20 protein-coding genes are annotated in these 24,779 nt (G+C 68.1%); 14 read left to right on the plus strand and 6 right to left on the minus strand.

Going from position 1 to position 24,779, the window contains the following annotated elements:
- Positions 1-106 precede the first annotated feature (106 nt).
- Positions 107-1,288: a M20 family metallopeptidase gene (locus NA10_RS01030; protein WP_067562348.1), complete on the plus strand. Its 1,182-nt coding sequence runs from the start codon at positions 107-109 to the stop codon at positions 1,286-1,288.
- 76 nt (positions 1,289-1,364) lie between these two features.
- Here the strand turns inward: NA10_RS01030 and NA10_RS01035 are convergent, their stop codons facing one another.
- Positions 1,365-1,844, minus strand: coding sequence for a gamma-glutamylcyclotransferase family protein (locus NA10_RS01035; protein WP_067562084.1), 480 nt, complete (start codon positions 1,842-1,844; stop codon positions 1,365-1,367).
- Positions 1,845-2,067: 223 nt separating this feature from the next.
- Between NA10_RS01035 and NA10_RS01040 the strand changes: the two genes are divergently transcribed.
- The 4 genes from NA10_RS01040 to NA10_RS01055 all read left to right on the plus strand — a co-directional run bounded on the left by NA10_RS01040 (position 2,068) and on the right by NA10_RS01055 (position 7,731).
- On the plus strand, positions 2,068-3,471 hold the full coding sequence (locus NA10_RS01040) for an NAD(P)H-quinone dehydrogenase (RefSeq protein ID WP_067562087.1): 1,404 nt from the start codon (positions 2,068-2,070) through the stop codon (positions 3,469-3,471).
- A 199-nt stretch (positions 3,472-3,670) separates the two neighbouring features.
- Positions 3,671-4,843 (plus strand): hypothetical protein, encoded by a 1,173-nt coding sequence (locus tag NA10_RS01045; RefSeq protein ID WP_245676940.1) that lies wholly within the window; start codon positions 3,671-3,673, stop codon positions 4,841-4,843.
- Positions 4,844-4,939: 96 nt separating this feature from the next.
- Positions 4,940-6,409, plus strand: coding sequence for a DUF8176 domain-containing protein (locus NA10_RS01050; protein WP_067562090.1), 1,470 nt, complete (start codon positions 4,940-4,942; stop codon positions 6,407-6,409).
- 137 nt (positions 6,410-6,546) lie between these two features.
- Complete coding sequence (locus tag NA10_RS01055) at positions 6,547-7,731, plus strand: aminotransferase-like domain-containing protein (protein WP_067562091.1); 1,185 nt, start codon at positions 6,547-6,549, stop codon at positions 7,729-7,731.
- 237 nt (positions 7,732-7,968) lie between these two features.
- On the opposite strand, the gene glpK is transcribed toward NA10_RS01055, so the two are convergent.
- On the minus strand, positions 7,969-9,465 hold the full coding sequence (gene glpK, locus NA10_RS01060) for a glycerol kinase GlpK (RefSeq protein WP_067562094.1): 1,497 nt from the start codon (positions 9,463-9,465) through the stop codon (positions 7,969-7,971).
- 184 nt (positions 9,466-9,649) lie between these two features.
- Between glpK and NA10_RS01065 the strand changes: the two genes are divergently transcribed.
- The 4 genes from NA10_RS01065 to NA10_RS01080 all read left to right on the plus strand — a co-directional run bounded on the left by NA10_RS01065 (position 9,650) and on the right by NA10_RS01080 (position 14,103).
- The gene (locus tag NA10_RS01065; RefSeq protein WP_067562097.1) at positions 9,650-11,386 is read left to right on the plus strand and encodes a glycerol-3-phosphate dehydrogenase/oxidase; all 1,737 of its coding nucleotides are present in this window, start codon (positions 9,650-9,652) and stop codon (positions 11,384-11,386) included.
- Positions 11,387-11,460: 74 nt separating this feature from the next.
- Positions 11,461-12,120 carry a hypothetical protein gene (locus tag NA10_RS01070; protein ID WP_157555922.1) on the plus strand — a complete coding sequence of 220 codons (660 nt, stop codon included), beginning with the start codon at positions 11,461-11,463 and terminating at the stop codon, positions 12,118-12,120.
- A gap of 180 nt (positions 12,121-12,300) precedes the next feature.
- The gene (locus NA10_RS01075) at positions 12,301-13,002 is read left to right on the plus strand and encodes a TetR/AcrR family transcriptional regulator (RefSeq protein WP_067562104.1); all 702 of its coding nucleotides are present in this window, start codon (positions 12,301-12,303) and stop codon (positions 13,000-13,002) included.
- A 123-nt stretch (positions 13,003-13,125) separates the two neighbouring features.
- Positions 13,126-14,103 (plus strand): AurF N-oxygenase family protein, encoded by a 978-nt coding sequence (locus tag NA10_RS01080; RefSeq protein WP_067562106.1) that lies wholly within the window; start codon positions 13,126-13,128, stop codon positions 14,101-14,103.
- A gap of 39 nt (positions 14,104-14,142) precedes the next feature.
- On the opposite strand, the gene NA10_RS01085 is transcribed toward NA10_RS01080, so the two are convergent.
- Positions 14,143-15,042: a LysR family transcriptional regulator gene (locus NA10_RS01085; protein WP_067562109.1), complete on the minus strand. Its 900-nt coding sequence runs from the start codon at positions 15,040-15,042 to the stop codon at positions 14,143-14,145.
- Positions 15,043-15,200: 158 nt separating this feature from the next.
- Between NA10_RS01085 and NA10_RS01090 the strand changes: the two genes are divergently transcribed.
- Together NA10_RS01090 and NA10_RS01095 are read left to right on the plus strand one after the other, a co-directional pair.
- Entirely contained in the window at positions 15,201-15,503 is a 303-nt protein-coding gene (locus NA10_RS01090) for an EthD family reductase (protein WP_067562112.1), read from the plus strand.
- Between the two features lie 36 nt (positions 15,504-15,539).
- Positions 15,540-15,860, plus strand: coding sequence for an NIPSNAP family protein (locus NA10_RS01095; RefSeq protein ID WP_067562116.1), 321 nt, complete (start codon positions 15,540-15,542; stop codon positions 15,858-15,860).
- A 22-nt stretch (positions 15,861-15,882) separates the two neighbouring features.
- Here the strand turns inward: NA10_RS01095 and NA10_RS01100 are convergent, their stop codons facing one another.
- Together NA10_RS01100 and NA10_RS01105 are read right to left on the minus strand one after the other, a co-directional pair.
- A complete protein-coding gene (locus NA10_RS01100; RefSeq protein ID WP_067562118.1) occupies positions 15,883-16,653 on the minus strand; it encodes a DNA-formamidopyrimidine glycosylase family protein in 771 nt (256 codons plus the stop codon).
- A gap of 12 nt (positions 16,654-16,665) precedes the next feature.
- On the minus strand, positions 16,666-21,417 hold the full coding sequence (locus NA10_RS01105) for an ATP-dependent helicase (RefSeq protein WP_067562121.1): 4,752 nt from the start codon (positions 21,415-21,417) through the stop codon (positions 16,666-16,668).
- Between the two features lie 181 nt (positions 21,418-21,598).
- On the opposite strand from NA10_RS01105, the gene NA10_RS01110 reads away from it, so the two are divergent.
- Positions 21,599-22,144, plus strand: coding sequence for a histidine phosphatase family protein (locus NA10_RS01110; protein ID WP_067562124.1), 546 nt, complete (start codon positions 21,599-21,601; stop codon positions 22,142-22,144).
- A gap of 92 nt (positions 22,145-22,236) precedes the next feature.
- On the opposite strand, the gene NA10_RS01115 is transcribed toward NA10_RS01110, so the two are convergent.
- Positions 22,237-22,836 carry a TetR/AcrR family transcriptional regulator gene (locus tag NA10_RS01115; protein WP_067562352.1) on the minus strand — a complete coding sequence of 200 codons (600 nt, stop codon included), beginning with the start codon at positions 22,834-22,836 and terminating at the stop codon, positions 22,237-22,239.
- Positions 22,837-22,905: 69 nt separating this feature from the next.
- On the opposite strand from NA10_RS01115, the gene NA10_RS01120 reads away from it, so the two are divergent.
- Both NA10_RS01120 and NA10_RS01125 read left to right on the plus strand, forming a co-directional pair.
- Positions 22,906-23,865 (plus strand): patatin-like phospholipase family protein, encoded by a 960-nt coding sequence (locus NA10_RS01120; RefSeq protein ID WP_067562127.1) that lies wholly within the window; start codon positions 22,906-22,908, stop codon positions 23,863-23,865.
- On the plus strand, positions 23,862-24,713 hold the full coding sequence (locus tag NA10_RS01125) for an SDR family oxidoreductase (protein WP_067562129.1): 852 nt from the start codon (positions 23,862-23,864) through the stop codon (positions 24,711-24,713). Before NA10_RS01120 ends, NA10_RS01125 begins: the two co-directional genes overlap by 4 nt.
- Positions 24,714-24,779: the final 66 nt, after the last annotated feature.

Below are 24,779 nucleotides of genomic sequence, written 5' to 3' on the forward strand. Positions count from 1 at the left end.
TTCGGGACATAGCGCCGCGGGTACCTGCGTTGCGCAGGATGCGGCGGGCGTCGCGACGGGCAGCTCGGTGGGGGTCGACATGGGCTTTGAAACGGGCATGGTGGACATGGTGGATTTACCGGAAGACATCGGTGGACGCGCGATCGTCGATGCGTGGCTCGAGGACCACGCCGATGATTTGATCCACTGGCGACGCCATATCCACGCCAACCCGGAGCTCTCCCGCACCGAGTTCGGTACCACCGAATTCATCGAGTCCTGGCTGGTGAAGGCCGGTCTCGAACCGCGCAAGCTACCGAGCGGCACCGGGCTCATCGTCGATATCGGCCCGGACACCCCGCGTATCGGCCTGCGCGCCGATATGGACGCCCTGCCGTTGCAGGAGTACACCGGCCTGCCCTTCGCCTCCACCGTTCCCGGTGTCTCGCACGCCTGCGGTCATGACGCGCACACCACCATCCTGCTCGGTACCGCGCTGGCACTGGCCGAGGTGCCGAACCTGCCGGTCGGTGTGCGGCTGGTGTTCCAGCCCGCCGAGGAGGTCATGCCCGGCGGTGCCATCGATATGGTCGCCGCGGGCGCCATGGAGGATGTGTCGCGCATGTTCGCGCTGCACTGCGATCCGCGCCTGGAGGTCGGCCGCGTCGGAATTCGGGTGGGGGCCATCACCTCCGCCGCCGACACCGTCGAGCTGGTGCTGGATTCGCCGGGCGGGCACACTTCGCGCCCGCATCTGACCAGTGATCTGGTGTACGCCATCGGCACCGTCATCACCGGTCTGCCGGGTCTGCTGAGTCGTCGGATCGATCCGCGCACCAGTACCGTCATGGTGTGGGGTGCGGTGTCGGCGGGCAAGGCGCCCAACGCGATTCCGCAAACGGGCATGCTCACCGGCACCGTGCGCACCGGCGATCACGCCACCTGGTCGCTGCTCGAGCCGATGGTCCGCGAGATCGTCGAGGGACTGCTCGCGCCGACCGGTGTGCGCTGGCAGCTCAATTACAAGCGCGGCGTGCCGCCGGTGGTGAATGACGAACTCGCCGTGCGCATGTTCGAGGACGCCATTCGTGAGGTCGGTCCGGACGCGCTCGCCGATACCCAGCAGTCCGGCGGTGGTGAGGACTTCTCCTGGTATCTGGAGGAGGTCCCCGGAGCCATGGCCCGCCTGGGCGTCTGGTCCGGTCAGGGCGAACAACTCGACCTGCACCAGCCCACTTTCGACATCGACGAGCGCGCACTGGCGGTGGGTGTCCGGGTAATGACGAATATCGTGCTGAACGCCTACTGACACAGGCGTTCTCGCACAAACAAGAGCGCCGGGCCGCACCTCGAGGGTGCGGCCCGGCGGCGTATGAGCGAAAGGTCTAGGGGCCGAAGGTGCCCGGGCCCACGTTCTTGCTGTTACGGGTGCGCAGGGCGTGTACGTATTCGCTTGGGGCGCCCGCCTTTTCGGCTCCTTCGGCGATAACCCCGAGGTAGCGGGCCGAGGGTAGGCCGCCTTCGTAGGCGTCCAGTACGTAGAGCCAGGCCAGGACGGGCTGGGTGGCACTGCCCTGGTTGGGGGTCACCCGGAGGCGGATCTTCTTGTGGATGCCGAAGTCCGAGCCCTCCCAGCGGTCCAGGCTCGCCTCGTCCTCACCGGGGACGTCGTAGAGGACGACGAAAACCCGGGATCCGGGCTCCTCGACCACGGTCGCGAGCGGTCCCTCCCAGCCGATGTCGTCCCCGGCGAAGGTCAGGCGCCAACCCTCCAGCCAGCCGGTTCCGTACACGGGGGAGTGCGGACAGCGCTTGAGCATCTGCTCCGGATCCATGTTGGATCCGTAGGCGGCGTAAATCGGCACCGTTAGAGCCTATCGAACATTCCCGGGCAACCTCCCCTGATCCCGCTTGTAGGCGGTTCGCGTATACGGACCGGTCGCTCCGGAGCAGCCATGATCGCGGGCCGGATCCTCCCGAATTGTGACGAAGCTGTCTTCAGACGCGGTCGGAGCTGTAGGGATGCCGCCCGTTAAGTTTGTAGGGCGGCATCGGAGATCCCGATAGCCCATCAGAAGCGAGGGAACAATGACCCGCATTGCGATCATCGGAGGCGGACCCGCCGGATATGAGGCGGCACTGGTCGCCGCTCAGCACGGCGCGCCCGTCACGCTGATCGACTGTGACGGCATCGGCGGCGCGTGTGTGCTCTGGGACTGTGTGCCCTCCAAGACCTTCATCGCCTCCACCGGTGTCCGAACCGATCTTCGCCGCGCCCGTGACCTGGGCATCACCGTGCACCCCTCACAGGCGCAGGTGCGTCTGGCCGAGGTGAACTCGCGCGTGAAGGCGCTCGCGCAGGCGCAGTCCGCCGATATCAAGGTGAAGTTGCAGACCGCGGGCGTGATCGTGTTGAACGGGCACGGCGAGCTGATCGATCAGGCGCCGGGTCTGGCCACCCACCTGGTGAAGGCGACGCTGGGCGATGGCCGGCAGCAGGTCATCGAGGCCGAGGTGGTCTTGATCGCCACCGGCGCCAGCCCGCGCGTGCTGCCGGGCGCCGAGCCGGACGGTGAGCGCATTCTCAACTGGCGTCAGCTGTACGACCTCAAGGAACTGCCCGAGACGCTCGTGGTGGTCGGCTCGGGTGTCACCGGCGCCGAATTCGTCTCCGCCTACACCGAAATGGGTGTGAAGGTGAAGTTGGTCTCGAGCCGCGACCGCGTGCTGCCCGGCGAGGACGCCGATGCGGCGCTGGTGCTGGAGGACGCGCTGGCCGAGCGCGGTGTGGAGCTGGTCAAGCATGCCCGCGCCGATGCGGTGGAGCGCACCGCCGACGGCATTGTGGTGAAGCTGTCCGACGGTCGCACCGTGACCGGTTCGCATGCGCTGATGACGGTCGGCTCGATTCCCAATACCCAGAATCTGGGCCTGGATCGCTTGGGCATCGAACTCGACAAGGGCGGCTACCTGCGGGTGGATCGCGTCTCGCGCACCACCGCGACCGGTGTGTACGCGGCCGGTGACTGCACGGGCCTGCTGCCGCTGGCCTCGGTGGCCGCCATGCAGGGCCGGATCGCGATGTACCACGCGCTCGGTGAGGGCGTGCAGCCGATTCGCCTGAAAACCGTTGCCTCAGCGGTGTTCACGCGCCCGGAGATCGCGACGGTCGGTGTCAGCCAGACCGCCATCGACAATGGTGAGGTGCCCGCGCGCACGGTCATGCTGCCGTTGAACACCAATCCGCGGGCCAAGATGTTGGGTCTGCGTAGGGGTTTCGTGAAGATCTTCTGCCGCCCCGCCACCGGTGTGGTGATCGGCGGCGTGGTGGTGGCCCCGATCGCCTCGGAGCTGATTCTGCCCATCGCCCTTGCGGTGCAGAACAATCTGACCGTGAACGATCTCGCCCAGACCTTCTCGGTGTACCCGTCGCTGACCGGCTCGGTGACCGAGGCCGCGCGTCAGCTCATGCGCCACGACGACCTGGACTGACGGGTTAACTTCCGGTGTAATGCCGCTCGGCGGGTTGCCCACAGTACTCGGGTGTGATTCACTTCGCGACGGGAAGCGATCGGCAGGGCGGTCGCGAGAACGCCGGGGGGTCAACCCTTTCCGACGCGGCCGGTGCACAGCTCGTACTCGCCCCGCACGCACGATCGCGGCGATGAGGGACGAAGGAATAGGGCGAAAAGTGAAGCACCGCAAGCCGAATCGGATCAAGGCCAGCACCTCCCTGTCGTTGGCCGGAGCGGCCGCCGTGGTCAGCCTGCTGGGCACACCGGCCAATGCCGCCCCCGCGGACCCGAGCGTGGTACCCACCGCACCGGGTCAGCAGCCGGGCGACGGTCAGCCCGATGGGTCGGCCCCGACCACCGAACCCGCCCCGGAAAACCCGCAGGCCGTGGTGGTTCCGGCTCCCAAGCCGGAGAATGTACAGCCGGGCACCACCAAACCGCAGCAGAGTCAGCCGGGTGTCACCACCCCGGGCTCGCCCGGCACCACCCAGCCCGGTACGACCCAGCCCGGCACCACCCAGCCCGGTACGACCCAGCCGGGCGCGACCCAGCCCGGTGCCACCGTGCCCTCCGGTGAATCGCCCAAGACCGACGACACCCAACCCGCCGGTGTCGCGCCCAAGGATTCCAAGCCGACCCAGCCCGGCGTCACCGTGCCGCGCGTCGCCCCGCTGCCGGTACCCGGTCAGCAGGCGCCCGCCGTGCCGGTGCAGGTCCCGCCCGCGACCACCACCAAGCCGGACACCCAGGCCAACAACCCGGGCGCGCAGGCGAACAAGCCGGGTACCGCGCAGCCCGCGGTCACCACCGATCAGGATCAGCCGGACACCTCGCTGAACACCCTCACCGGTGAGCCCGCGGTACAGAAGCCGCAGTGGCAGGCCCCGGCCGTGCAGACCGCCCCGGCCGCGCCCGTGGTCGAGATGACCGGTCCGCACACCGAGGTCGGCGCGAATATCGACGGTGGCGCCACACTGCCCGGTTTCGCCGCCAACACCCACCACTTCAGCAATCTGGACGGGTACGTCGGCACGATCGGCTACACCACCCCGGGTGGTACCGGTGAGGCCGGTATGTCGCTGGACTTCACCCGGGTCAACCAGATCAAGGTGACCGCCTTCGCGAGCGCGGGCGCGGGCGACGATCGCAAGATGGAATTCATCCTCGACACCACGGTCGCCAATGCCGTGAAGGCCGATACCGAGAACTTCATTCGCCTGATGCCGGGCGGCGCCACCATCCTGGACGCGGCCGCTCAGATTGGTAGGCTTCCGGCGGGCGACATCCCCGGGCAGACCACCGACCTCGGCGGCATGACCACGCAGGTGGGCGGTTCGGTCCAGTACTGAGAACGCGGGCACGTCACGGTGCCCGGCAAGAGCTGAGTTGTCGCGTGGGGCGGTCGTAAGCGACCGCCCCACGCGTGTGTGGCGAAAGGACGTGTGATGGATTCCGGCCAGGACGAGTCGGCGGACCGCCCCGCATCGGGTGCCGGCGCCGGAGCGCCGAGCCCGGGGACCGAGCACGATGCCGCGGGGCACGCGGGCGGGCAGGGCGGTCCCACCGAACCGGATGCGAGCGCCGCGGGGTCCGATGCCGAGCGGGGCGCGCCTTTCGACACCGTGGGCGATGCGGGCACCGATTTCGGGCCGGCCGTCTCGGAATTCGCTCCCTCGCTCAACGACTTCGGGCCGCCGGTCTCCGTATTCGGTTCCGGTGCGGACACTTTCGGGCCGCCGAGCGCCGAATTTGGTGCGCCGGTAGCGGATTTCGGTGCCGCCGACGCCGAGTTCGGTCCGCCCACGGGTCAGTTCCGGCCGGTGCCCGACGCGCCCGTGGCGGGGTGGGCGCCCGCGCCGGTACCGGCCAGTCCCGAACTGGCCTGGCGGCCCGCCGACGGGACGCCGCCCGCGCCGGAGTATCTCGCCCCGGACTCCTCGACGCCGTATCCGGGTGATGCGAATGCGTTGTACGGCAATGGCATCGGTGATGCCGAACAGACCGTGCGCTATGGCGTCGACGAGACGGTGCGCTATGACACCGCGCCCGAGCCGCCCGCGCCGAAGAAGTCCGGCTGGGCGACCGGCGGTGGAATCAAGACCTCGCAGATCGGCCGCGAGTCGGCCTGGCTGCGCTCCGCCGAGAACGGTATGCCCGAGTCGGATTCCGCCGCACCGCAACAGGAATCGCTGTCGTGGGCGGATGATCCGCTCACCAAGCTGTTGATGCCCAAGAAGGCCGAGGCAGGTAAGGGCGGGGCCGGTAAGGGCGGGGCGGCGAAGGGTTCGAAGCAGGAGCCGCTGTCCTGGTCCGAGGACTCCATCGCGCAGCGGCTGGCCCCGAAGACCGCCGCGGCGCCGGGCAAGCCGAAGAGATCGTGGATGCCCGTCGCGGTCGGCGGCGGCGCCCTGGTTCTGATCGCGGTGGTCGCGCTGGTGGTCGTCTCGCTCACCCGCGGTGACTCCGGTACCTCCGATGACACGCAGGCGGCCTTCGGTCCCGGTGGCACGGTCACCACCGCCGCGCCCTCCTCGATCGCGGCGCTGAGCTGTCCGGCCAAACGTGATGGCGCGCTGACCATCGGCAATGGTCCGGGCGGCACCGATTCGGGCACCGCCGCGATCCTCGGGTTCCAGCACGCCTTCTACGCCGATCGCGACGGCGCGAAGGCGCGGTCGTTCGTCGCGGTGGATTCCCCGACCGTCTCACCCGCCGAGACGATTCAGCAGGCCATCAACGATGTGATCCCGAAGGGCACCAGTTACTGCCTGCGCATCACCGATCTGGGCGGGGAGGCGTTCGACGCCGATCTGACCGAGCATCGCCCGGACGGCACCACCACCGTCTACCGGCAGCGCATCGTGACCGTGAACAAGGACGGCAAGCATCTGATCTTCACCATCGACGAGCGGTAGTCCCCGGTGCGGGGGTCCGGCTCCGGGGCCGTCGCATCTCTGCGGAATCTCACAATGCGGGACTGAAATTTCACATCCTGGTAGCGCTGTGACACAGTGGAATTTCGCGTACCCCGGCGTTCCCTCGGAGGTGTTTCATGTCCGCGATCACTCCACCGCTGTCCCGGCGGCTCGATGACCTGCAGAGCTCCGCGATTCGCGATCTGCTCAAGCTCACCGCGCGCGCCGAGATCATCAGCCTGGCCGGTGGATTGCCCGATGCGCAGCTCATGCCCCGGGATCGGATCGCGGTAGCCGCCGATGCCGCACTGGGTGATCGCGCGGTACTCCAGTACACCGAATCACCCGGCTGGGGTCCGCTGCGCGAGGTGCTGGCCGCGCGGGAGTCCACCCGCATGGGCCGCACCATCGCGGTGGACGAGGTCTTCGTCACGCACGGTTCGCAGCAGGCGCTGTCCCTGCTCGCCGAGGTGCTGCTGGATCCGGGCGCGCTGGTGATCGTGGAGGATCCGGCGTATGTCGGTGCGCTACAGGTCTTCCGGGCCGCCGGGGCACGGATCGTCGCGGTCCCGCTGGATGCCGAGGGTATGCGCGTGGATGTGCTGCGCGACCTGCTGGCGGCGGGCGAGCGCCCCGCCTTCGTGCACACGGTCAGCAATTTCCACAATCCCGGTGGCGTCACCATGAGCACCGAGCGCCGCATCGAATTGGCCGAACTCGCCACCGCACACGGCTTCTGGGTGATCGAGGACGATCCCTACGGTGAACTCTGGTTCGACCGCCCGTCACCCGCGCCGGTGGCGACGTACTCGCCCAACGTGATTCGACTCTCCAGTGCCTCCAAGATCCTCGCCCCCTCGCTGCGGGTGGGGTGGATGGTGGCCCCTGATCGCGTCTGTCGCGCCGTGGAACTGCTCAAGCAGGGTGCGGACCTCTGCGGGTCCGCATTGACCCAGCAGATCGCCACCGCGCTGCTCTCGGACAGCGATTGGCTTGCCGCCCACGTGGATTCGGTCCGCCGGGTCTACGGTGAACGCGCCCGCGCCCTGGTGAACGCGGTCCGCACCACCTTCGGCGACCGGGTCACCACCACCGATGCGGCGGGCGGCATGTTCGTCTGGGCCGACTTCCAGGACGGCACCGACACCCGCGCCCTGCTCCCGCACGCCCTGGACGCGGGCGTCGCCTACGTCCCGGGCGCGGCCTTCGCCGTCTCCACCGACTACGCCCACTCCATGCGCCTGTGCTTCACCACCTCGGAAACCCCCGTCCTGGAAGAAGCCGTCGCCCGCCTGGCCAAGGCGCACGCCGCCCTCGGCTGACCCTCTGGCGCCCCGGCGGTCCACGCCGTAGTCCCGGTACATCACACCCCCGTCCATCCGGGGACAGCGCCCCGTCATCCCGGCATGCTTTCGGCCGGGATCCACACGTGTTGCGCTCCGGCAAGTTCGGTGGATCCCGGCCGAAAACGCGCCGTGATGACGGGGTGGGCTCGGCGTGCCGGGACAGTCGGGTTGGCCCGGTGCGGCGGGTTGGCGGGCGGGGGGCGATAACCCCGGTCAAGCCCAGTTGTAGGTGCGCTCAACCGCTTTGTTCCACTCGTGCAGCAGGTGCTCGCGCTCGGTCTCCGCCATGGTGGGGTTCCAGCGCTTGTCCTCGGCCCAGTTGGCGCGGATATCGTCGGTGGAGGCCCAGTAGCCGACGGCCAGGCCCGCCGCGTAGGCCGCGCCCAGGGCGGTGGTCTCGGTGACCACGGGGCGCACCACGGTGGCGGCGAGGATGTCCGACTGGAACTGCATGAGCAGTTCGTTGACGACCATGCCGCCGTCGACCTTGAGGGTCACCTTCTCCACGTCCAGTTGCTGTGCGGCGGCATCGGCGCGCATGGCGTCGATCACCTCGCGGGTCTGGAATGCGGTGGCCTCCAAGACCGCTCGCGCGATATGGCCGCGATTGACGAAGCGGGTCAGACCCGCGAAGACGCCGCGAGCATCGGGTCGCCAGCGGGGTGCGAAGAGGCCGGAGAAGGCCGGGACGATATAGCAGCCGCCATTGTCGGCGACGGTGCTCGCCAGTGCTTCGATCTCATCGGCACTGCCGATCATGCCGAGGTTGTCGCGCAACCACTGCACCAGGGAACCGGTGACCGCGATGGAGCCTTCCAGGGCGTAGACGGCGGGCTCATCGGCGAGGCGGTAGCAGACGGTGGTGAGCAGTCCGTGCTCACTGAAGACCGGGGTGGTGCCGGTGTTCATGAGCATGAAATTGCCTGTGCCGTAGGTGTTCTTGGTGTCACCGGGGGACAGGCAGGCCTGCCCGAAGGTGGCGGCCTGCTGATCGCCGAGAATGCCCGCGACCGGAATGCCCGCCAGCGCGGTGGTGGTGATGTCGCCGTACACCTCCGAGGAGCTGCGAATGGTCGGCAGCATGGCCATGGGCACGCCGAATTCGGCGCAGATCTGCGAATCCCATTGCAGGGTGCGCAGATCCATCAGCATGGTGCGCGAGGCGTTGGTGACGTCGGTGATGTGCTGACCGGTGAGATTCCACAGTATCCAGCTGTCGATGGTGCCGAAACAGAGTTCCCCGGCCTGGGCGCGCGCCTGCGCTCCCGGCACTCGGTCCAGGATCCAGCGCAGTTTCGGTCCGGCGAAGTAGGTGGACAGCGGCAGTCCGGTGCGGTCGGCGTACCGGTTCGGGCCCTCGGAACCGGCCAGCTCGACGGTCAGCTCGGCGGTGCGGGTGTCCTGCCAGACGATGGCATTGTGGATCGGCTTACCGGTTTCGCGTTCCCACACCACGGTGGTCTCGCGTTGATTGGTGACGCCGACGGCGGCGATGTCGCCCGCCCCGATCCCCAGCGTCTCGAGCACCTCGGCGATGACGAGTTCGGTATTGCGCCAAATGGTTTCGGCATCGTGTTCGACCCAGCCGGGTTGCGGGAAGATCTGCTCGTGCTCGCGTTGGGCGACCCCGGCGATGAGGCCCTGGTGACCGAAGACGATGCACCGGCTGGAGGTCGTACCGGAATCGATGGCAGCCACATATCGACGCATTCGAGCAGGCTACCCGGCGTCGCTGCGCGGATCGGGCCATGACGCGCGCCCCATCGGACACCACGGCCGGTGGTCGCACCGCGAACGATTACTGTGGACTACGGTTGCTTACGAGTAGCTGAGCGTCGACATCGATACGAACCGCCGCGCCGAACCCTCGCGGCGAAAGCCGGAGGAGTCGAGCATGACGAAGAACCCGCGATCGCAGTTTCTAGGCCCCGAACAGCGCGAAGAAGCCTGGGCGCGGTTGGGCGAGGACGCCTTCGATGTGGTGGTGATCGGCGGCGGCGTGGTCGGCGCGGGGATCGCACTCGATGCCGCGACCCGTGGCCTGGAGGTTGCCCTCGTGGAGGCCCGCGATCTCGCCTCGGGCACCTCCAGTCGCTCATCGAAGATGTTCCACGGCGGCCTGCGCTATCTGGAGATGATGGAGTTCGGGCTGGTGCGCGAGGCCCTGCACGAGCGTGAACTCTCGCTCTCCAAACTGGCGCCGCATCTGGTGAAGCCGCTGAAGTTCCTGTACCCGCTCACCCACTACGGCTGGGAGCGGCCGTACGTCGCCGCCGGGCTCACCCTGTACGACACCATGGGCGGTGCGAAATCCGTTCCGGGACAGCATCATCTGACCAAGTCCGGGGCACTGCGGCTCGCGCCCGGGCTCAAGCACAATGCGCTCACCGGCGGGCTCACCTATTACGACACGGTCGTCGACGACGCCCGGCATACCATGACCCTCGCCCGCACGGCCGCGCACTACGGTGCGGTCATTCGCACCTCCACGCAGGTGGTGGGGTTCCTGCGGGAGGCCGATCGCGTGGTCGGGGTGACGGTGCACGACAGTGAGGACGGTCGCCGCACCGAGGTGCGCGGCAGTGTGGTCATCAATGCCACGGGCGTCTGGACCGATGAGCTTCAGGCTCTGGCGCATCAACGCGGTCGATTCCATGTGCGAGCGTCTAAAGGTGTGCACATTGTGGTCCCGCGTGACCGCATTGCCAGCGATACCTCCATCATTCTGCGCACGCCGACCTCGGTGCTGTTCGTCATCATGTGGGGTACCGATCACTGGTTGATCGGCACCACCGACACCGACTGGAATCTGGATCTCGCGCATCCGGCCGCCACCAAGAGCGATATCGACTATCTGCTCGAGCACGTCAACGATGTGCTGGTCACCCCGCTCACCCACGCCGATATCACCGGCGTCTACGCGGGCCTGCGCCCGCTGCTCGCCGGGGAGAGCGATCAAACCTCCAAACTCTCCCGCGAACACGCCGTCGCCCGTATCGCCCCCGGCCTGGTGGCCATCGCGGGCGGCAAGTACACCACCTACCGTGTCATGGCCTATGACGCGGTGGATGAAGCGGCACAGGACATTCCGCGTCGCGTCCCGCCCACCATCACCGACAAGGTGCCGCTGCTCGGCGCGGACGGCTACCACGCCCTGTTGAACCAGACCCCACACCTGGCCGAGAAGTACGGCGTCCACCCGTACCGAATCCAGCACCTGCTCAACAGGTATGGCTCCCTCATCGAAGAGGTCCTGGGCCTGGCCGAAGGCAAACCCGAACTCCTGCAGCCGATCGAAGCCTCCCCCGGCTACCTCCGGGTCGAGGCCGTGTACGCCGCGGCCGCCGAAGCCGCCCTGCACCTGGACGATATCCTCGCCCGCCGCACCCGCATCTCCATCGAATACGCCCACCGCGGCGTCGACTGCGCCGACCAAGTGGCGCGCCTGGTAGCCCCCGTCCTGGGCTGGGACGAAGCCGAGATCACCCGCGAAATAGCTACCTACACGGCCCGAGTCCAAGCGGAAATCGAATCCCAAACCCGCCCCGACGACGCCTCGGCAGATGCCCTCCGCGCCGCCGCCCCCGAACCCCGCCCTCAAATCCTGGAGCCCGTCCCGGTCGAAAAGTAGTCGCACACGGGCGAAGCGCGGGGATATTAGTGCGATGATCGTTGTGCTGCGGTGCATTTCCAGTGGGGGCGACGATGACAGAAGCGGATGCGGGCTCCGGCCGGGGCGAGGACGTCACGGACTCGGATATTGCGGCCGCGCGGGAAGCTCTCGCTCAGCATGAGAAGTTGCTCGAGATGTGGCGGTCCGAGCCGGATCCGTTTGCCTACAAGGGGTTCAAACGGAGTGTGTTCAGTGGACCGGCGCATTTGCGGTCCGATTTGGACAGTGCCATGGGTCATGCGCCGGTGAGTGAGTTGGATGCGCTCATGCGGCTGGTGGGAGAGGGCGACTTGCGGGCGTTCGACCTACGACGGGCGAGCGATCGCTGGCGACGGATCTACTTTCTGCTGGGGTTGCCCGCGGCCATTCTGGCCGCGGTGTCGGGGGCCGCCGGTCTGGCCACCGAGCAGTTGCGGATACCCGCGGCACTGGTCGCGCTGGTGTCGGCGGGCCTGTCCGCCGCGGTGACCTTCCTCAACAGTGACGACAGGGCGAAGGTTTCGCACATGCTCAGCGCGGCATGGCAGGAGTTCGCCGACGACGCCCGGATGGCGATCTTGAGGTTCAAGAGGGCCGCCGACAGCGATCAGAACGCAATGGAGACAACGTTGCTGGAGCTACAGCGACGCAAAGGACGGCTGCTACGCGGCGAATTGCCTCGACCCGAACCACCGAGAGCGATAGAGGACTGAGTCGAGCCTCGCCGCGCGCTTACCGTCGAATCGGCACGCGGGTGCCGACACCGACTGCGCCAAGGGAAACGACATCCTCGGCGCGCTGCTGACGCCGCTGATCATTCTCGGCGGCTCCGGGCACACCCAACTCTGACCGGCGGGGGCGGCGGGCCGGATGTGGGATGGAATGCTGAAGGGATGGTGGTGGACAAGCTCGTGAGCCCCGGCGGGCGGTGGGGTGATCACAATGCCGAGCGGCGGCGGGTGATCATGGACGCGCTCATCGAGTTGATCGAGGAGTTCGAGCCGGGGTCGGAGATTCCCCTGCAGGCCATCGCCGATCGGGCGGGGGTGAAGCGCTCGGTCATCTACCGGCATTTCGTCGATCGAAGAGAACTCGATGCCCGCACTCGGCAGTACGCGGTCGAATTGCATTTGGACGAGGTGACTCCCACCCTCGATCCGGACGACACCTTGCGCGAGACGATCTTTCGCACGGTCGACGGTTATGTGCGGCTGGTGTCGGCGCGCCCGCGGCTGAACGAGTGGGTCGAACGCGGCCCCGGCAGTCAGGACCCGAGTGGGCAGGCGGTCGTCTCCGGCACCAAAGCCGCTATCGCCGAACGTATTTCGGTCCTCTTCGAGACCGCCGCGGCGGTTCTCGGACAGACCGATCCCGGTATCGAGGTGGCCGCGTTCGCGATCGTCTCGATGGTCGACGGCGCGGTGACCCGCTGGCTGCACACCCGCCCCGACGGCTATGGCGCGACCGCGGTGAGCCGCCTGCTCACCGATTCGATCGTGTATCTGGTCCAGGGGCATGCGCGCGTACGGGACATCGAGGTCGATCCCGATATCCCGGTCGGGGAGCTGCTGACCCGCGCCTCCGCCGCGCTGTAACCGCACCGTTCCTTTGATCGTGACACTCTGTCGCGATCAACCCTTGTCCCGACCCCGGTGTGGCGCTACCGTAACCATGTGACCGCGACATGGTGTCGCGGTCGGGGTTCGAGGAGTCAGCCGATGACGTCGTCCACACACGCCAAGCCCACCCACCGGCACGAGCACTACAACGAAACACTCTCCACCCTGTCGGAGGGATCGGTGCATCGCCGCTTCGACCCATTCCTCGATATCGCCTGGGACGACCCGAGTTTCGTGATCGAACCCGATGACGAGCGCTGGATCCTGCCCACCGCGGACCCGTTCGGCGCGCACCCCTGGTATCGCGCGCTCCCGAGGGAACAGCAGATTCGCATCGGTATGTGGCGGCAGGCCAATATCGCCAAGGTCGGCCTGCAATTCGAGAACATCCTCATCCGCGGACTCATGCAGTACGTCTTCACCCTGCCCAACGGCTCCCCGGAATTCCGCTACAGCACCCACGAAGCCGCCGAGGAATGCAACCACACCCAGATGTTCCAGGAGGTGGTCAACCGCATCGGCATGGACGTGCCCGGCATGAGCCGCACCACCCGCGCCCTGGCCCCGATCATTCCGCTGGTCCCGATCCTGTTCCCGACCTGGTTCTTCGTCATGGTCCTGGCCGGTGAGGAACCGATCGACCACGGCCAGAAGGCCATCCTGCGCTCGGACACCGAAATGCATCCGATGATCACCCGCGTCATGCAGATCCACGTCGCCGAGGAAGCCCGCCACATCTCCTTCGCCCACGAATACGTCGAACACCACGCCCCGACCCTGGCGCCGATCAGTCGCTTCGCTTTGTCACTGCTCACCCCCATCACCATGCGGGTCGCGCTGTGGCTGATCGCCGTCCCCCCGCGCCGCTTCCGCCGCGAATTCGACGTCCCCCGTGCGGTTTTCAAAGACGTCTACTGGCGCAGCCCCGAATCCCGTCAGGCCCTGACCGACTTCTTCGCCGACGTCCGCATGCTCACCACCAACGCCGGTCTGATGAACCCCCTGGCCCGCCTGCTCTGGAAGATCCTGCGCATCGACGGCCGCCCCGCCCGCTACCGCAGCCAGCCCGCCACCTAGGCCATCGCGATATTCTTCGAGGGCTTGCGAGGTTGCGCGTCAGTCCGATAGCCAGTTCAGTTCTTGTGCAAGGGTTTTGGCGGCGGTGCGGATGCGGTGATGCAGTGGGGTCTGCACGCGGGGGAGGACCAGGTGCATCGTCATGGTGGGCGCGCCGCGCAGCGGCCGCCAGGTGAGTCCGGCCGGTGCCACCGTGACCGCGGTTTCACCGGCCGGCGCGAGGGTGAGCCCGTCGCGTAGGTCCCGCTGCAACATGTCGAAAGAGACGGCGGGCGTGTGGAATCGGAGAATCGGTCCGGCGTCCTGGAAGGTGGCGGCCAGCTGATCGTGGATGACGGGGTTGGCCGTGCGGTCGGGGAGCCGCAGCGGATAGGCGGCCGCATCGGCGATCTCGATCTCCGCGTGTTCGGCCAGTGGATGATGTTGTGCCAGTTGAACTCCGATGCGCATGCGCCGCAGCGGAAAACGGCGCACGCCACGACCCGGCTGTTCACCGCGGGTGATCCCCGCGTCGATGCGGCCGTCGGCGACCGCGGCGGAGATCTCCGGTGTCGCCATCGGAACCGCGCCGACCTCGAGTCCCGGACTGTCGCGAATAAGCCTGTCCACCAGCGCCGGTGCCGTTTCGGCACCCGCGCTGAGGCTGTAGCCGATGCGCAATGTGCCCAGTTCCCCTGCACCCGCCTTCCGGGCGGTGTCCCATGCCCGGTCCAATGCCGCCAGCGCGGGTGGCGCGGATTCCGCCAAAGCCGCACCGGCCGTGGTCAATACGACGCTGCGCGTATTGCGAACCAGCAGACCGGTGCCGAGTTCTGCTTCCAATCGGCGCATTCGGGCACTGAGCGCGGGCTGCGCGATACCGATCCGTGCCGCCGCGCGGGTGAAGTTCAACTCCTGCGCCAGCACCAGGAAGTACCGCAGGCTCACCGTATCCGGCAATCTACGCCCTCCCTCCCGATTGATAACGATCCGTTCTGAGTCTATCCCGCCCCGGTCTTTCCCTCGACCACGTGTCAGGCCCTAACCTGCGGATATGACGTTTCAACCGACCGCGGTACCGGATATCGCGCTCACCCACACCGACGCAGGAGGCAGTCATGCATAAGCTGGTGGTCCTCTACCCCAAGCCCGCGGACCCCGACCACTTCCGCGACTACTACGTGACCAATCACCTTCCGCTGGTCAGGAATTGGCCCGGCCTGCTCGCGTATCGCTACAGCTTCGACGTCGCGGCGAGCACCGGGGAATCGCCGTATTTCGCGGTCTTCGAAGCCGAATTCGCCGATGCCGCCGCCCTGGCCGCGTCCCAGGCCTCGGAATACGGCCGGAGAGCGGCCGCCGACGTCGCCAACTACGCCACCGGCGGTGTGGTCGTCATCGACTATCCGGTGCAGAACTGAGGTAGCCGGGTCCGCAGGGCATTGTTAAGTTGATGCATGATCACTTGTGTCGTCGAGTACGTGATAGACGCTCGCCAGATCGACGTATTCGAACGCTTCGCCGCACGGTGGATGGAATTGGTCGAGCGCCACGGCGGGACGCACCACGGCTACTTCCTTCCGTCGGAGGGCGCGAGCGACAAAGCCCTTGCGCTGTTCAGCTTCTCGAGCCTCGCCGCCTACGAGGAGTACCGCACCCTGTTCGGCACCGACCCCGACTTCGTCGCCGCGGATCGCATCAGAGATGAGAGCGGCTGTGTACTCCGTTACGAGCGAACCTTCATGCGCCCGCTGCTACCCGGAAGCGCAGGTGTCTGACCGCCACCCGTCGGTTACGGGGTTACGGGGTTCGGACGGGTTGGCAGCGGGGGCAGAAGTAGATGCCTCGGTCGGCGCGGGGGAGGGCCGGGTCGTCGGCTAACAGGTGGACGACCATATTGGTGCCGCAGCGGGGACAGGGGCGGCGCTGGCGGCCGTAGGCCAGTGCGCGCCATGGGGGTTCGTGGGCGGCTTTGGTCAGGACGCGGTGGGCTTCGGCTACCAGGGCGGGGAGATCGTCGATTTCGCCTACCGGGGTCGCGGGGTGGATTCGGCGGAGGAAGCAGATTTCGCTGCGGTAGATATTGCCGATGCCGGCCAGGTTTCGTTGATCGAGCAGGGCTAGGCCGATGGGCTGGTCGGGATGGGTCGAGAGGCGCCGGACCGCTTCGGCCGCATCCCAATCGGGGCCGAGCAGGTCGGGGCCGAGGTGGTCGGTGGCGGTGTGTTCGTCGGGGCGGCGGAGGACTTCGACCAGGCCGAGGGAGAAGCCGACGGCCTCGGAATCCTCGGTGGCCAGGATCAGGCGAGCCGTGAAACCCGGCTTGGTCCAGCGCTGGCCGGGGGTGTAGACCCGGTACACGCCTTCCATCTTGAGATGGGTGTGGATGCTCAGGTCGGGGGTGCGTACGAAGAGATGCTTGCCGTAGCTGCCTACGCTCTCGACCTGTTGCCCGCGCAGGTCGAGGGTGGCGTACCTGGGTACGCGGAAGTCGCTGCGGGTCAGCGTTTTTCCGGCCAGGGCGGTGCGCAGGCGCGCAGCGGTCAGGTAGACCGTGTCACCTTCGGGCATGGGCGATCCCGGTCATGGGCGGCTCCGGAGGCGGAAACCCTTGGGGGTGGCGGCGAACCCGGCGCGGGTGAGGAATTCGGCGAAGACATTGCCGTGCACCGATTCACCGTTCACCCGATCGATGACCAGGGAATCGACTCGCCGTTCCTGGACCAGGCCCGCCAGCGCCGTGGCCGCGGCGGCTCGCGCCGTGGGATCCTCGGTGAAGGTCAGCAGCGTCTTACCGCCGCGCTCCAGATAGAGCGCCAGCTCGCCATCCACCAGCACCACCAGCGCACCGGCCTTGCGCCCGGGTCGATGGCCAGCACCCTCCACCGCGGACTTGGGCCAGGGTAGTGCCGCCCCATAGGAATTCGCCGGATCGCAGGCCGCGAGCACCAGGGCGTTGCCCGCCGGCTCCGCACCGGTCCGATCGGTGTCGAACGAGCGCAATCGGTCCACCACATCGGTGGTGGAGAACTGTGCACCGCCGAGCGAGTCCACGAAATATCCGCGCCGACACCGTCCCCGGTCCTCGAATTCGGTGAGTACCCGATACATCAGCGCGAATCCGCCGCGCACACCCTCGCTCTGCACCGACCCGCGCGTGAGCACGCCGTACCGCTCCAACAGCACATCCGCCGTGGCGTGCGCCCGAATCGTATTGTCCGCCACCCGCTCCGGCAGCAGCGACCATCGTCCGGCCGCACTGGGCGGACTCGTCCGAACCGGAACCCCGGTGCGCGGCAGGTACATTCGCCCGCGCGGAGCCCGGCGAGGCGTGCGATGCGCGGTACTCGTGCGCGCCGTCCCCGTCAGCAGCGCCCGCACCGGCGCGAACGTATCCCCGGCCACATACCCGGCCCACGCGAGTTCCCACAGCGCCGCAAGCACTCCCGCCTCATCCTCGAGCCCGGAGGCTTCGAACAACTGCCGGAAGAAATACGCCCCGCCCCCGGCCATATCGACCACCTGATATTCGGCGGCGCGCGGTGCGGAACCCTCGCCCTCACCGCCCGTCTGATCCGGGGCGGTGGCCATGGCAGGAGTATCGGCGACAGCCGGGGAACTGTCGGAGAGACGCGTCTGTTCGTCCGGTGCCACGGCAGCGCGGGGGCCGCCGATTACGGTCGCGCCCAAGGCCATCAACAGGCTGATGTGGATTTCGGTGAAGTCCAGCTCATCCGGCGGCGGCAGCGTCAGGCCCGCCTGGTCGGCGGGATGCAGGGCGATCCAGCCGTCCTTGGCGGTGATGGCGCCGTGCCCGGACCAGAGCACCTCACCGGTGGCCATGAGTTCGTCCAGCATGGCGGGGGAGTAGTCGCGGACGCGCGCGGGGAAGATGAGCGACTCCCACGCCGAGGCCGGAATCGGCACGCCCGCAAGCTGTTCCACCACCGTCGCCACACCGTCCACGCCGCGCAGTTCACCGGTGCCGATATGCTGCCAGGACGGGAGGAAGCGGGCCAGAGCGGCGGTCGCCACCGGCTCCACCTCCTTGCGCGCCGCGGCCAGGGAGCGACGGCGCAGCCGGCGCAGCACCTCGCTGTCGCACCACTCCGATCCCGCCGACCCGGGCGTGAATTCACCTTCCACCACCCGCTTTTCGAGGGCGAGCCGATGCAGCGCCGTGGCGGCCACGGCGGTGCCGAGGCCGAAGCGATGCGCCACCCGCGCGAGCGTGAACGGGCCGTGCGTGCGGGCGAAGCGGCCCACCAGATCGCCCAGCGGATCGGCGACCGGTTCGATGAAGGCGGCGGGAACACCGATCGGCAGGGGAACCCCGAGCGCGTCCCGCAACCGGGCCGCATCCTCGACCGCCACCCACCACCGTGACCCCGCGAATGAAACCTCCAGGGCACGATGGGATTTCACCAGCTCCGCATGCCAGGGTCGTGGATCCTCGGTACAGCGCTCGGCCGCCTCCTCGGCCGTGATCGGCCCGAGCAGCCGCAGTAGATCGGCCAGCCCCTCCATATCCCGCGCCTGCCGTTCCGGGGTGAGCCGCTGCAATTCCCGCTCGGTCAGCTCCAATACCGAGGCGTCGAGCAGCTCCCGCAGTTCGACTCGCCCGAGCAGCTCCGCCAGCAGACTGGAGTCCAGCGACAATGCCGCCGCCCGCCGCTCGGCGAGCGGACTGTCGCCCTCGTACATGAACTGCCCGATGTAATCGAACAGCAGCGAATTCGCGAACGGCGACGGTGTGGCCGTCTCCACCTCGACCAGCCGCACCTGGCGGCGCGCCACCTGGCCCAGCAGCTCACGCAGCGACGGCAGGTCGTACACGTCCTGTAGGCATTCCCGCACCGTCTCCAACAGGATCGGGAATTCCGGGAATTTCCTTGCCACATCCAGCAATTGGGCCGCTCGCTGTCGCTGCTGCCACAGCGGAGCCCGCTTACCGGGGTCCCGGCGCGGCAGCAGCAGTGCCCGCGCCGCGCACTCCCGGAACCGTGAGGCGAACAGTGCCGACCCGCCGACCTGTTCGGTCACCACATCGTCGATCTCGTCCGGTTCGAAGACGAACAATTCCGCCCCGGGCGGATCATCGGTGGTATCGGGCAATCGCACCACGATTCCGTCATCCGAAGGCGTCGGCGCGGCATCCACCCCGAACCGCTCCCGCAGCCGAGCACCCACCGCCAGCGCCCACGGCGCGTGCACCGGCAGCCCGTACGGGGAGTGCAGCACCACCCGCCAATCGCCCAGCTCATCCCGGAACCGTTCGACCAGCATGGTGCGATCCGTCGGCAGCTGCCCGGTCGCCACTTTCTGCTCCTGTAGCAGCGCAACCAGATTCGCGGTGGCATTGGCGTCCAAGCCCGCCGCCGAGGTGACCTGCTCCACGGTGGACTGCTCCACCGCCTTGCCCGCCGTGCGGACGAATTCGCCCAGCGCGGCCCCTAATTCGGCGGGACGGCCCAGCGAATCGCCATGCCAGAAGGGAAGTCGCCCCGGCTGGCCGAAAGCGGGTGTGACCAGCACCCGGTCGAAGGTGATCTCCTCGATCCGCCAGCTGGTCGCCCCGAGCGCGAAGACATCGCCGACCCGGGATTCGTACACCATCTCCTCATCGAGTTCGCCTACCCGGGAAGCCTTCTCACCGACCATGAAGACCGGAAAGAGGCCGCGGTCCGGAATGGCACCGCCCGAGGTGACTGCGAGTCGCTGCGCCCCCGGCCGGCCCGTGAGCGTGCCCGCGTCCCGATCCCACACGATCCGGGGACGCAGCTCCGCGAACTCATCGGAGGGATAGCGCCCGGACAGCAGATCCAGCACCGAGTCATAGGCCGAACGCGGCAGTGCCGCATAGCTTCCCGTACCGCGCACCGTCTCGAACCAGGTCTCGGCATCCAGGGGCTCCAGCGCACAGGCGGCGACGGTCTGCTGGGCGAGGATATCGAGCGGATGCAGCGGAATCTCGAGTTTCTCGATCTGCCCGGCGGTCATTCGCTGCGACGCCACCGCACAGTGAATGACATCGGTGCGGTGCTTGGGGAAGATCACGCCCCGCGAGATCTCACCCACCTGATGCCCGGCGCGCCCGACCCGTTGCAACCCACTCGCGACCGAGGGCGGCGCCTCCACCTGCACCACCAATTCGACCGCGCCCATATCGATTCCGAGCTCCAGGCTGCTGGTGGCGACCACGCAGCGCAATCGCCCGCTCTTGAGATCATCCTCGATGATCGCGCGCTGTTCCTTGCTCACCGACCCGTGATGCGCCCGCGCCAACAGCGGCGCCGCACCGTGAATCACCTCGGTGGACGCACCCAGTTGTGCGGGCGGTTTGTGCTCGGTGTCGACCGCTTCGCCGATCCGCCCCGCGTACTCCTCGTTCAAACGCGCCGTGAGCCGCTCGGCCAGCCGCCGCGAATTCGCGAACACGATCGAGGACCGATGCTCGAGCACCAGATCCACGATGGCCTCGTCCACATGCGGCCAGATCGATCCGGGCTGATCCGAATCCTCCGCTCCCGCATCGGGTTCGGTCATATCCGCCACCGGCACCCGGACCGACAGATCGAAGGTCTTGGGCGCGGGCGGATTCACGATGGTGATGGGCGCACTCCCCACCAGGAACCGCCCGACTTCCTCGGGCGGTCGCACCGTCGCCGACAATCCGATGCGTTGCGCGGGACGCTCGAAACCCGGTTGCGCGGCCCGCAGCGCGTCCAATCGCGCCAGTGAAAGCGCCAGGTGCGCACCGCGTTTGGAGCCCGCGATGGCATGCACCTCATCCACGATAACGGTGTGCACCTGGCTCAGCGTCTCGCGCGCCGCCGAGGTGAGCATCAGAAACAGCGACTCCGGCGTGGTGATCAGAATGTCCGGCGGCGTCCGCAACAGGCCCCGCCGATCCGCCGGACTGGTATCCCCGGACCGCACGCCCACCGTGATCTCCGGCGCGGCCAGTCCCAGCCGCTTGGCCGTCTGGGTAACCCCCACCAGCGGTGCCCGCAGATTTCGCTCCACATCCACCGCGAGCGCCTTCAATGGAGAGATATAGAGCACCGAGGTCTTCGGCTTGGCGGCCTTCTCGGCCTCGGCCTTGCCCGCTGCCTTGCCGCCGCGGGCGGCTTTGCCTTTCGCCACCGGCTCCCGGGTGGCGAGCCGATCGATCGCCCACAGGAACGCCGACAGCGTCTTACCCGACCCGGTCGGCGCGACCACCAGGGTGTGCTGCCCCGCCGCGATGGCCTCCCACGCCCCCAATTGCGCGGCCGTCGGCGCGGGGAAAGCGCCGTCGAACCACTCCCGGGTAGCAGGCGAGAACCGATCCATTGCCCCAGTCTGCACCCGCCCACCGACACTCCGCCGACCCCCGCCGTCGCGTCGCCCGGCCCGCCGCTCGCGGGTGCACCGCACGACCCGTTCGCGCGGCCGAGATCGCCCCGTCACGGGTGGGGAGCGAAGGACGGGCAATCGGATTACGGCCGCGAGGGCCGCGCGTAGGCTGCGAACCGTGCAGAAGGTGCTCCGGCTCGACCTGGTCAGTCACGGGATGACCGAGGCGATGCGCAAAGCACGATTCCCGGTGGACGAACCGCTGACCGAAGCCGGTCGGCGCGCGGTCTCCGCCTGCGGGCGATTGCAGGCCGCGCGGGTGCTCACCGCCCCCGAACGCCGGACCGTGGAGACCGCGGCGCTCATGGGACTCATGGGTAAGGAGGACGACCGACTGCGCGATCTCGACGCCGGGGCTTGGCGCGGCGGTGAACTCATGTCGGTGCCCAAGCAGGACCTGTACCTCTGGCTCACCGATCCCGGCTACCGCGGGCACGGCGGCGAATCGGTGATCAATGTGCTCGAGCGCACCGGGGAATGGCTGGCCGATATCGCGATCGAGGGCGAGCCCACCATCGCCATCACCCACCCGTCGGTCATTCGCGCCGCACTGCTGGTCACCCTCGACGCACCCGCGAAATCGTTCTGGCGCATAGATGTTCCCCCGGTGAGCGTCACCCGGCTGCACTATCGCGGCGAATGGACCCTGCACTTCCGGCCCTGACCGCCACCGCCTTGGCGCACCGGAATCGGTGAGCGGGCGTCCGCGCCGAGCCGCTGGGTGCGGCTATCCCGGGGCTCCGGCCCGTCGGTTCGTCAGAGCGGCACCGATCCGCTGAGCATCGCGCGCACCGCATCGGTGATCAGCCCGGCCGAGAGACTTGGATCGATGGCGCGCAGAATGCCGAGCCCCAGACCGAGACTCAGCACCGCGGTCGCCGCGTCCTCGGCGGGCAGCGGCAGGGTCAGCCCGTTGGAATCGGCGAGTCCCTGCAACCGCGCGCCGATGGTTCCGCGCACCACCGCGAGATTGGAGACCAGCGCGGCCTGCAATGCCGGATCATCCCGGGCGACAATGGCGAACTCGAACTCCAGCATGGTCCAGCCGACATCGCCGAGCGTGCGTTCGGCCCAGCCCTGAAACCGGGCCAGTCGCTCCTCGAGTGTGCCGTCGCCTTCCAGCAGTTCCGCGGCCTCGGCGAATTTGGTCTCGTGAATCAGCCCGAGCACCTCCAGGCACAGCGCCGATTTGGTGCGGAAATTCGAGTACACCGCGCCCTTGGAGTAGCCGGCCTCCTCGGCGACCCGCTCCAGGCTGGTCTTGGCGTACCCGTCGGTGAGGAACATCTCGCGTGCGGTCGCGAGCAGGTCGGCGCGGGTGCGGGCCTGGCTCTCGGTCCGGGTCAGTCGTGCCATACGCGCCATTCTAGGTACTGGAAGATTTGGGATACCCGCGGTATCTCAAGACTGCTAGTGTTCGGAACCATGAGTAACAGGAACGGGTCACACAGGCGTGGCCTGGCCATCGGGTGCGGGGGGACCGTCGGTGCGGCCTGGATCGTCGCCGCACTGGCGGCTGCCCGCGATGTACTGGACTGGGACCCGCGCGACGCCGATGTCATGATCGGCACTTCCGCCGGCGCCGAAATGCTGACCATGCTCGGCAGCGGCATCGGCGTGGACGAACTGATCGCCATGCAGCGCGGCACCTCCACCAACCCCATCCTCACCGCCCATATGCGTTGTGAGCCCGGCCGATTCCCGCCGCTGCCGCGCCCGCGCCTGAACGCCCCCGGCCGCGCGGTGCGAGAACTGCTGGCGCGCCCCGGAAATGGTCACGCCCTACTCACCGCGGGCAGCGGTCTGCTGCCGCAGGGCAGCGGTGACGCGAGCTGGTTGCAGCGTTTGGCCGATCGCCTGAACCCCGGCCGCACCTGGGTCGAGCATCCCGCCACCTGGCTGGTCGCCATGGACGATGCCACCGGTGAGCGCGTCGCCTTCGGCTCGCCGTCCGCCCCCGACGCGAGTCTCGGTGCGGCACTGCGGGCTTCGTGGGGTGTACCCGGCTGGTTCCCGGCCGTGCCGATCGCGGGCCGCACCTTCATCGACGGCGGCGCGGCCTCCACCGTCTCGGCCGATCTGCTCATTCCGGCCCAGCTGGACGAGGTCGTGGTGCTCGCGCCGATGGCCTCCACCGGACGCGTCCCCGCCACGAGCGCGGGCCACTTCCTGGAGCGTCAGCTGCGAAATCGCATGAGCGAGAAGCTCGATGCCGAAATCGCGCTGCTGCGCGCCGGTGGCGCCAAGGTGCTGCGCGTCGACGCCACCGCCGAGGACCTCGCGGTCATGGGCCCCAACTTCATGGACGGCCGCCGCCGTCTCGCCACCTTCGAACACAGCCTGGTCAGCACCCGCAAGGCCATGGAACAGGGAGAATTCGCGTGAGCATCCTCGGAAAGAGCTATCCGGCAATCGATCTCGCCGGAGCGCGGGTGCTGATCACCGGCGCGGGCCGCGGTATCGGCCGGTGCACGGCCGAACTGTTCGCGAGCAAGGGCGCGGAGGTCGCCATCGCAGATGTGGACACCGCCGCCGCGCAGACGGCCGCTGCCGCGCTGGGAGCCAAGGCATTCGAGCTGGACGTGCGCGATCGGGGACAGTGGGACGGGGTGGTCGCCGACTTCGGGCGGATCGACATCCTGGTCAACAATGCCGGTGTCATGCCCGCCGGGGCCTTCCTGGATGAGCCGGATTCGGTGGGCCACACCACCATCGACGTGAACGTCTGGGGTCTCATCCACGGTATGCGCGCCGTCGCACCCGGCATGGTGGAACGCGGTAGGGGGCACATCGTGAATGTCGCCTCGCTGGCCGGGAAGATCCCGATCGCGGGCTTGGCCGTCTACAACGCCAGCAAGTTCGCGGCCGTGGGACTTTCCGCCGCAACGCGTTTGGAGTTCGAACCGTACGGCGTCAGCGTCAGCACCATCATGCCGTCCGCGGTGCGCACCCGGCTCTCCTCCGGCCTGGCCCTGGGCGCGGGCATGCCCACCGTCGATCCGGAGGATGTCGCCGCCGCGGTCGTGCAGACCGTGCGCACCCGCAGGGCCGAGGTCGCCGTCCCGAACTACCTGGGTCCCATCGATCTCGCCCTGGCCGCCGCCCCGGAATCCGCCGTCCGCCTGGTCCGCCGCATGTTCAACGGCGACCGCGCCCTGCACCCGGCCGATGAAACCACCCGCGCCGCATACGAAGCGCAGATTCGGGCGATCGCGGCCGACGACAAGGACTGATTCGCGGGGTGTGGATTCCGGCCGAAAGCCCGCCGGGATGACGGGGTCGGCCACGCCGGGATGAAC

The sequence above is a fragment of the Nocardia acidivorans NBRC 108247 genome, assembly GCF_001625085.1.
In the GTDB taxonomy this organism is placed as follows: Bacteria; Actinomycetota; Actinomycetes; order Mycobacteriales; family Mycobacteriaceae; genus Nocardia; species Nocardia acidivorans.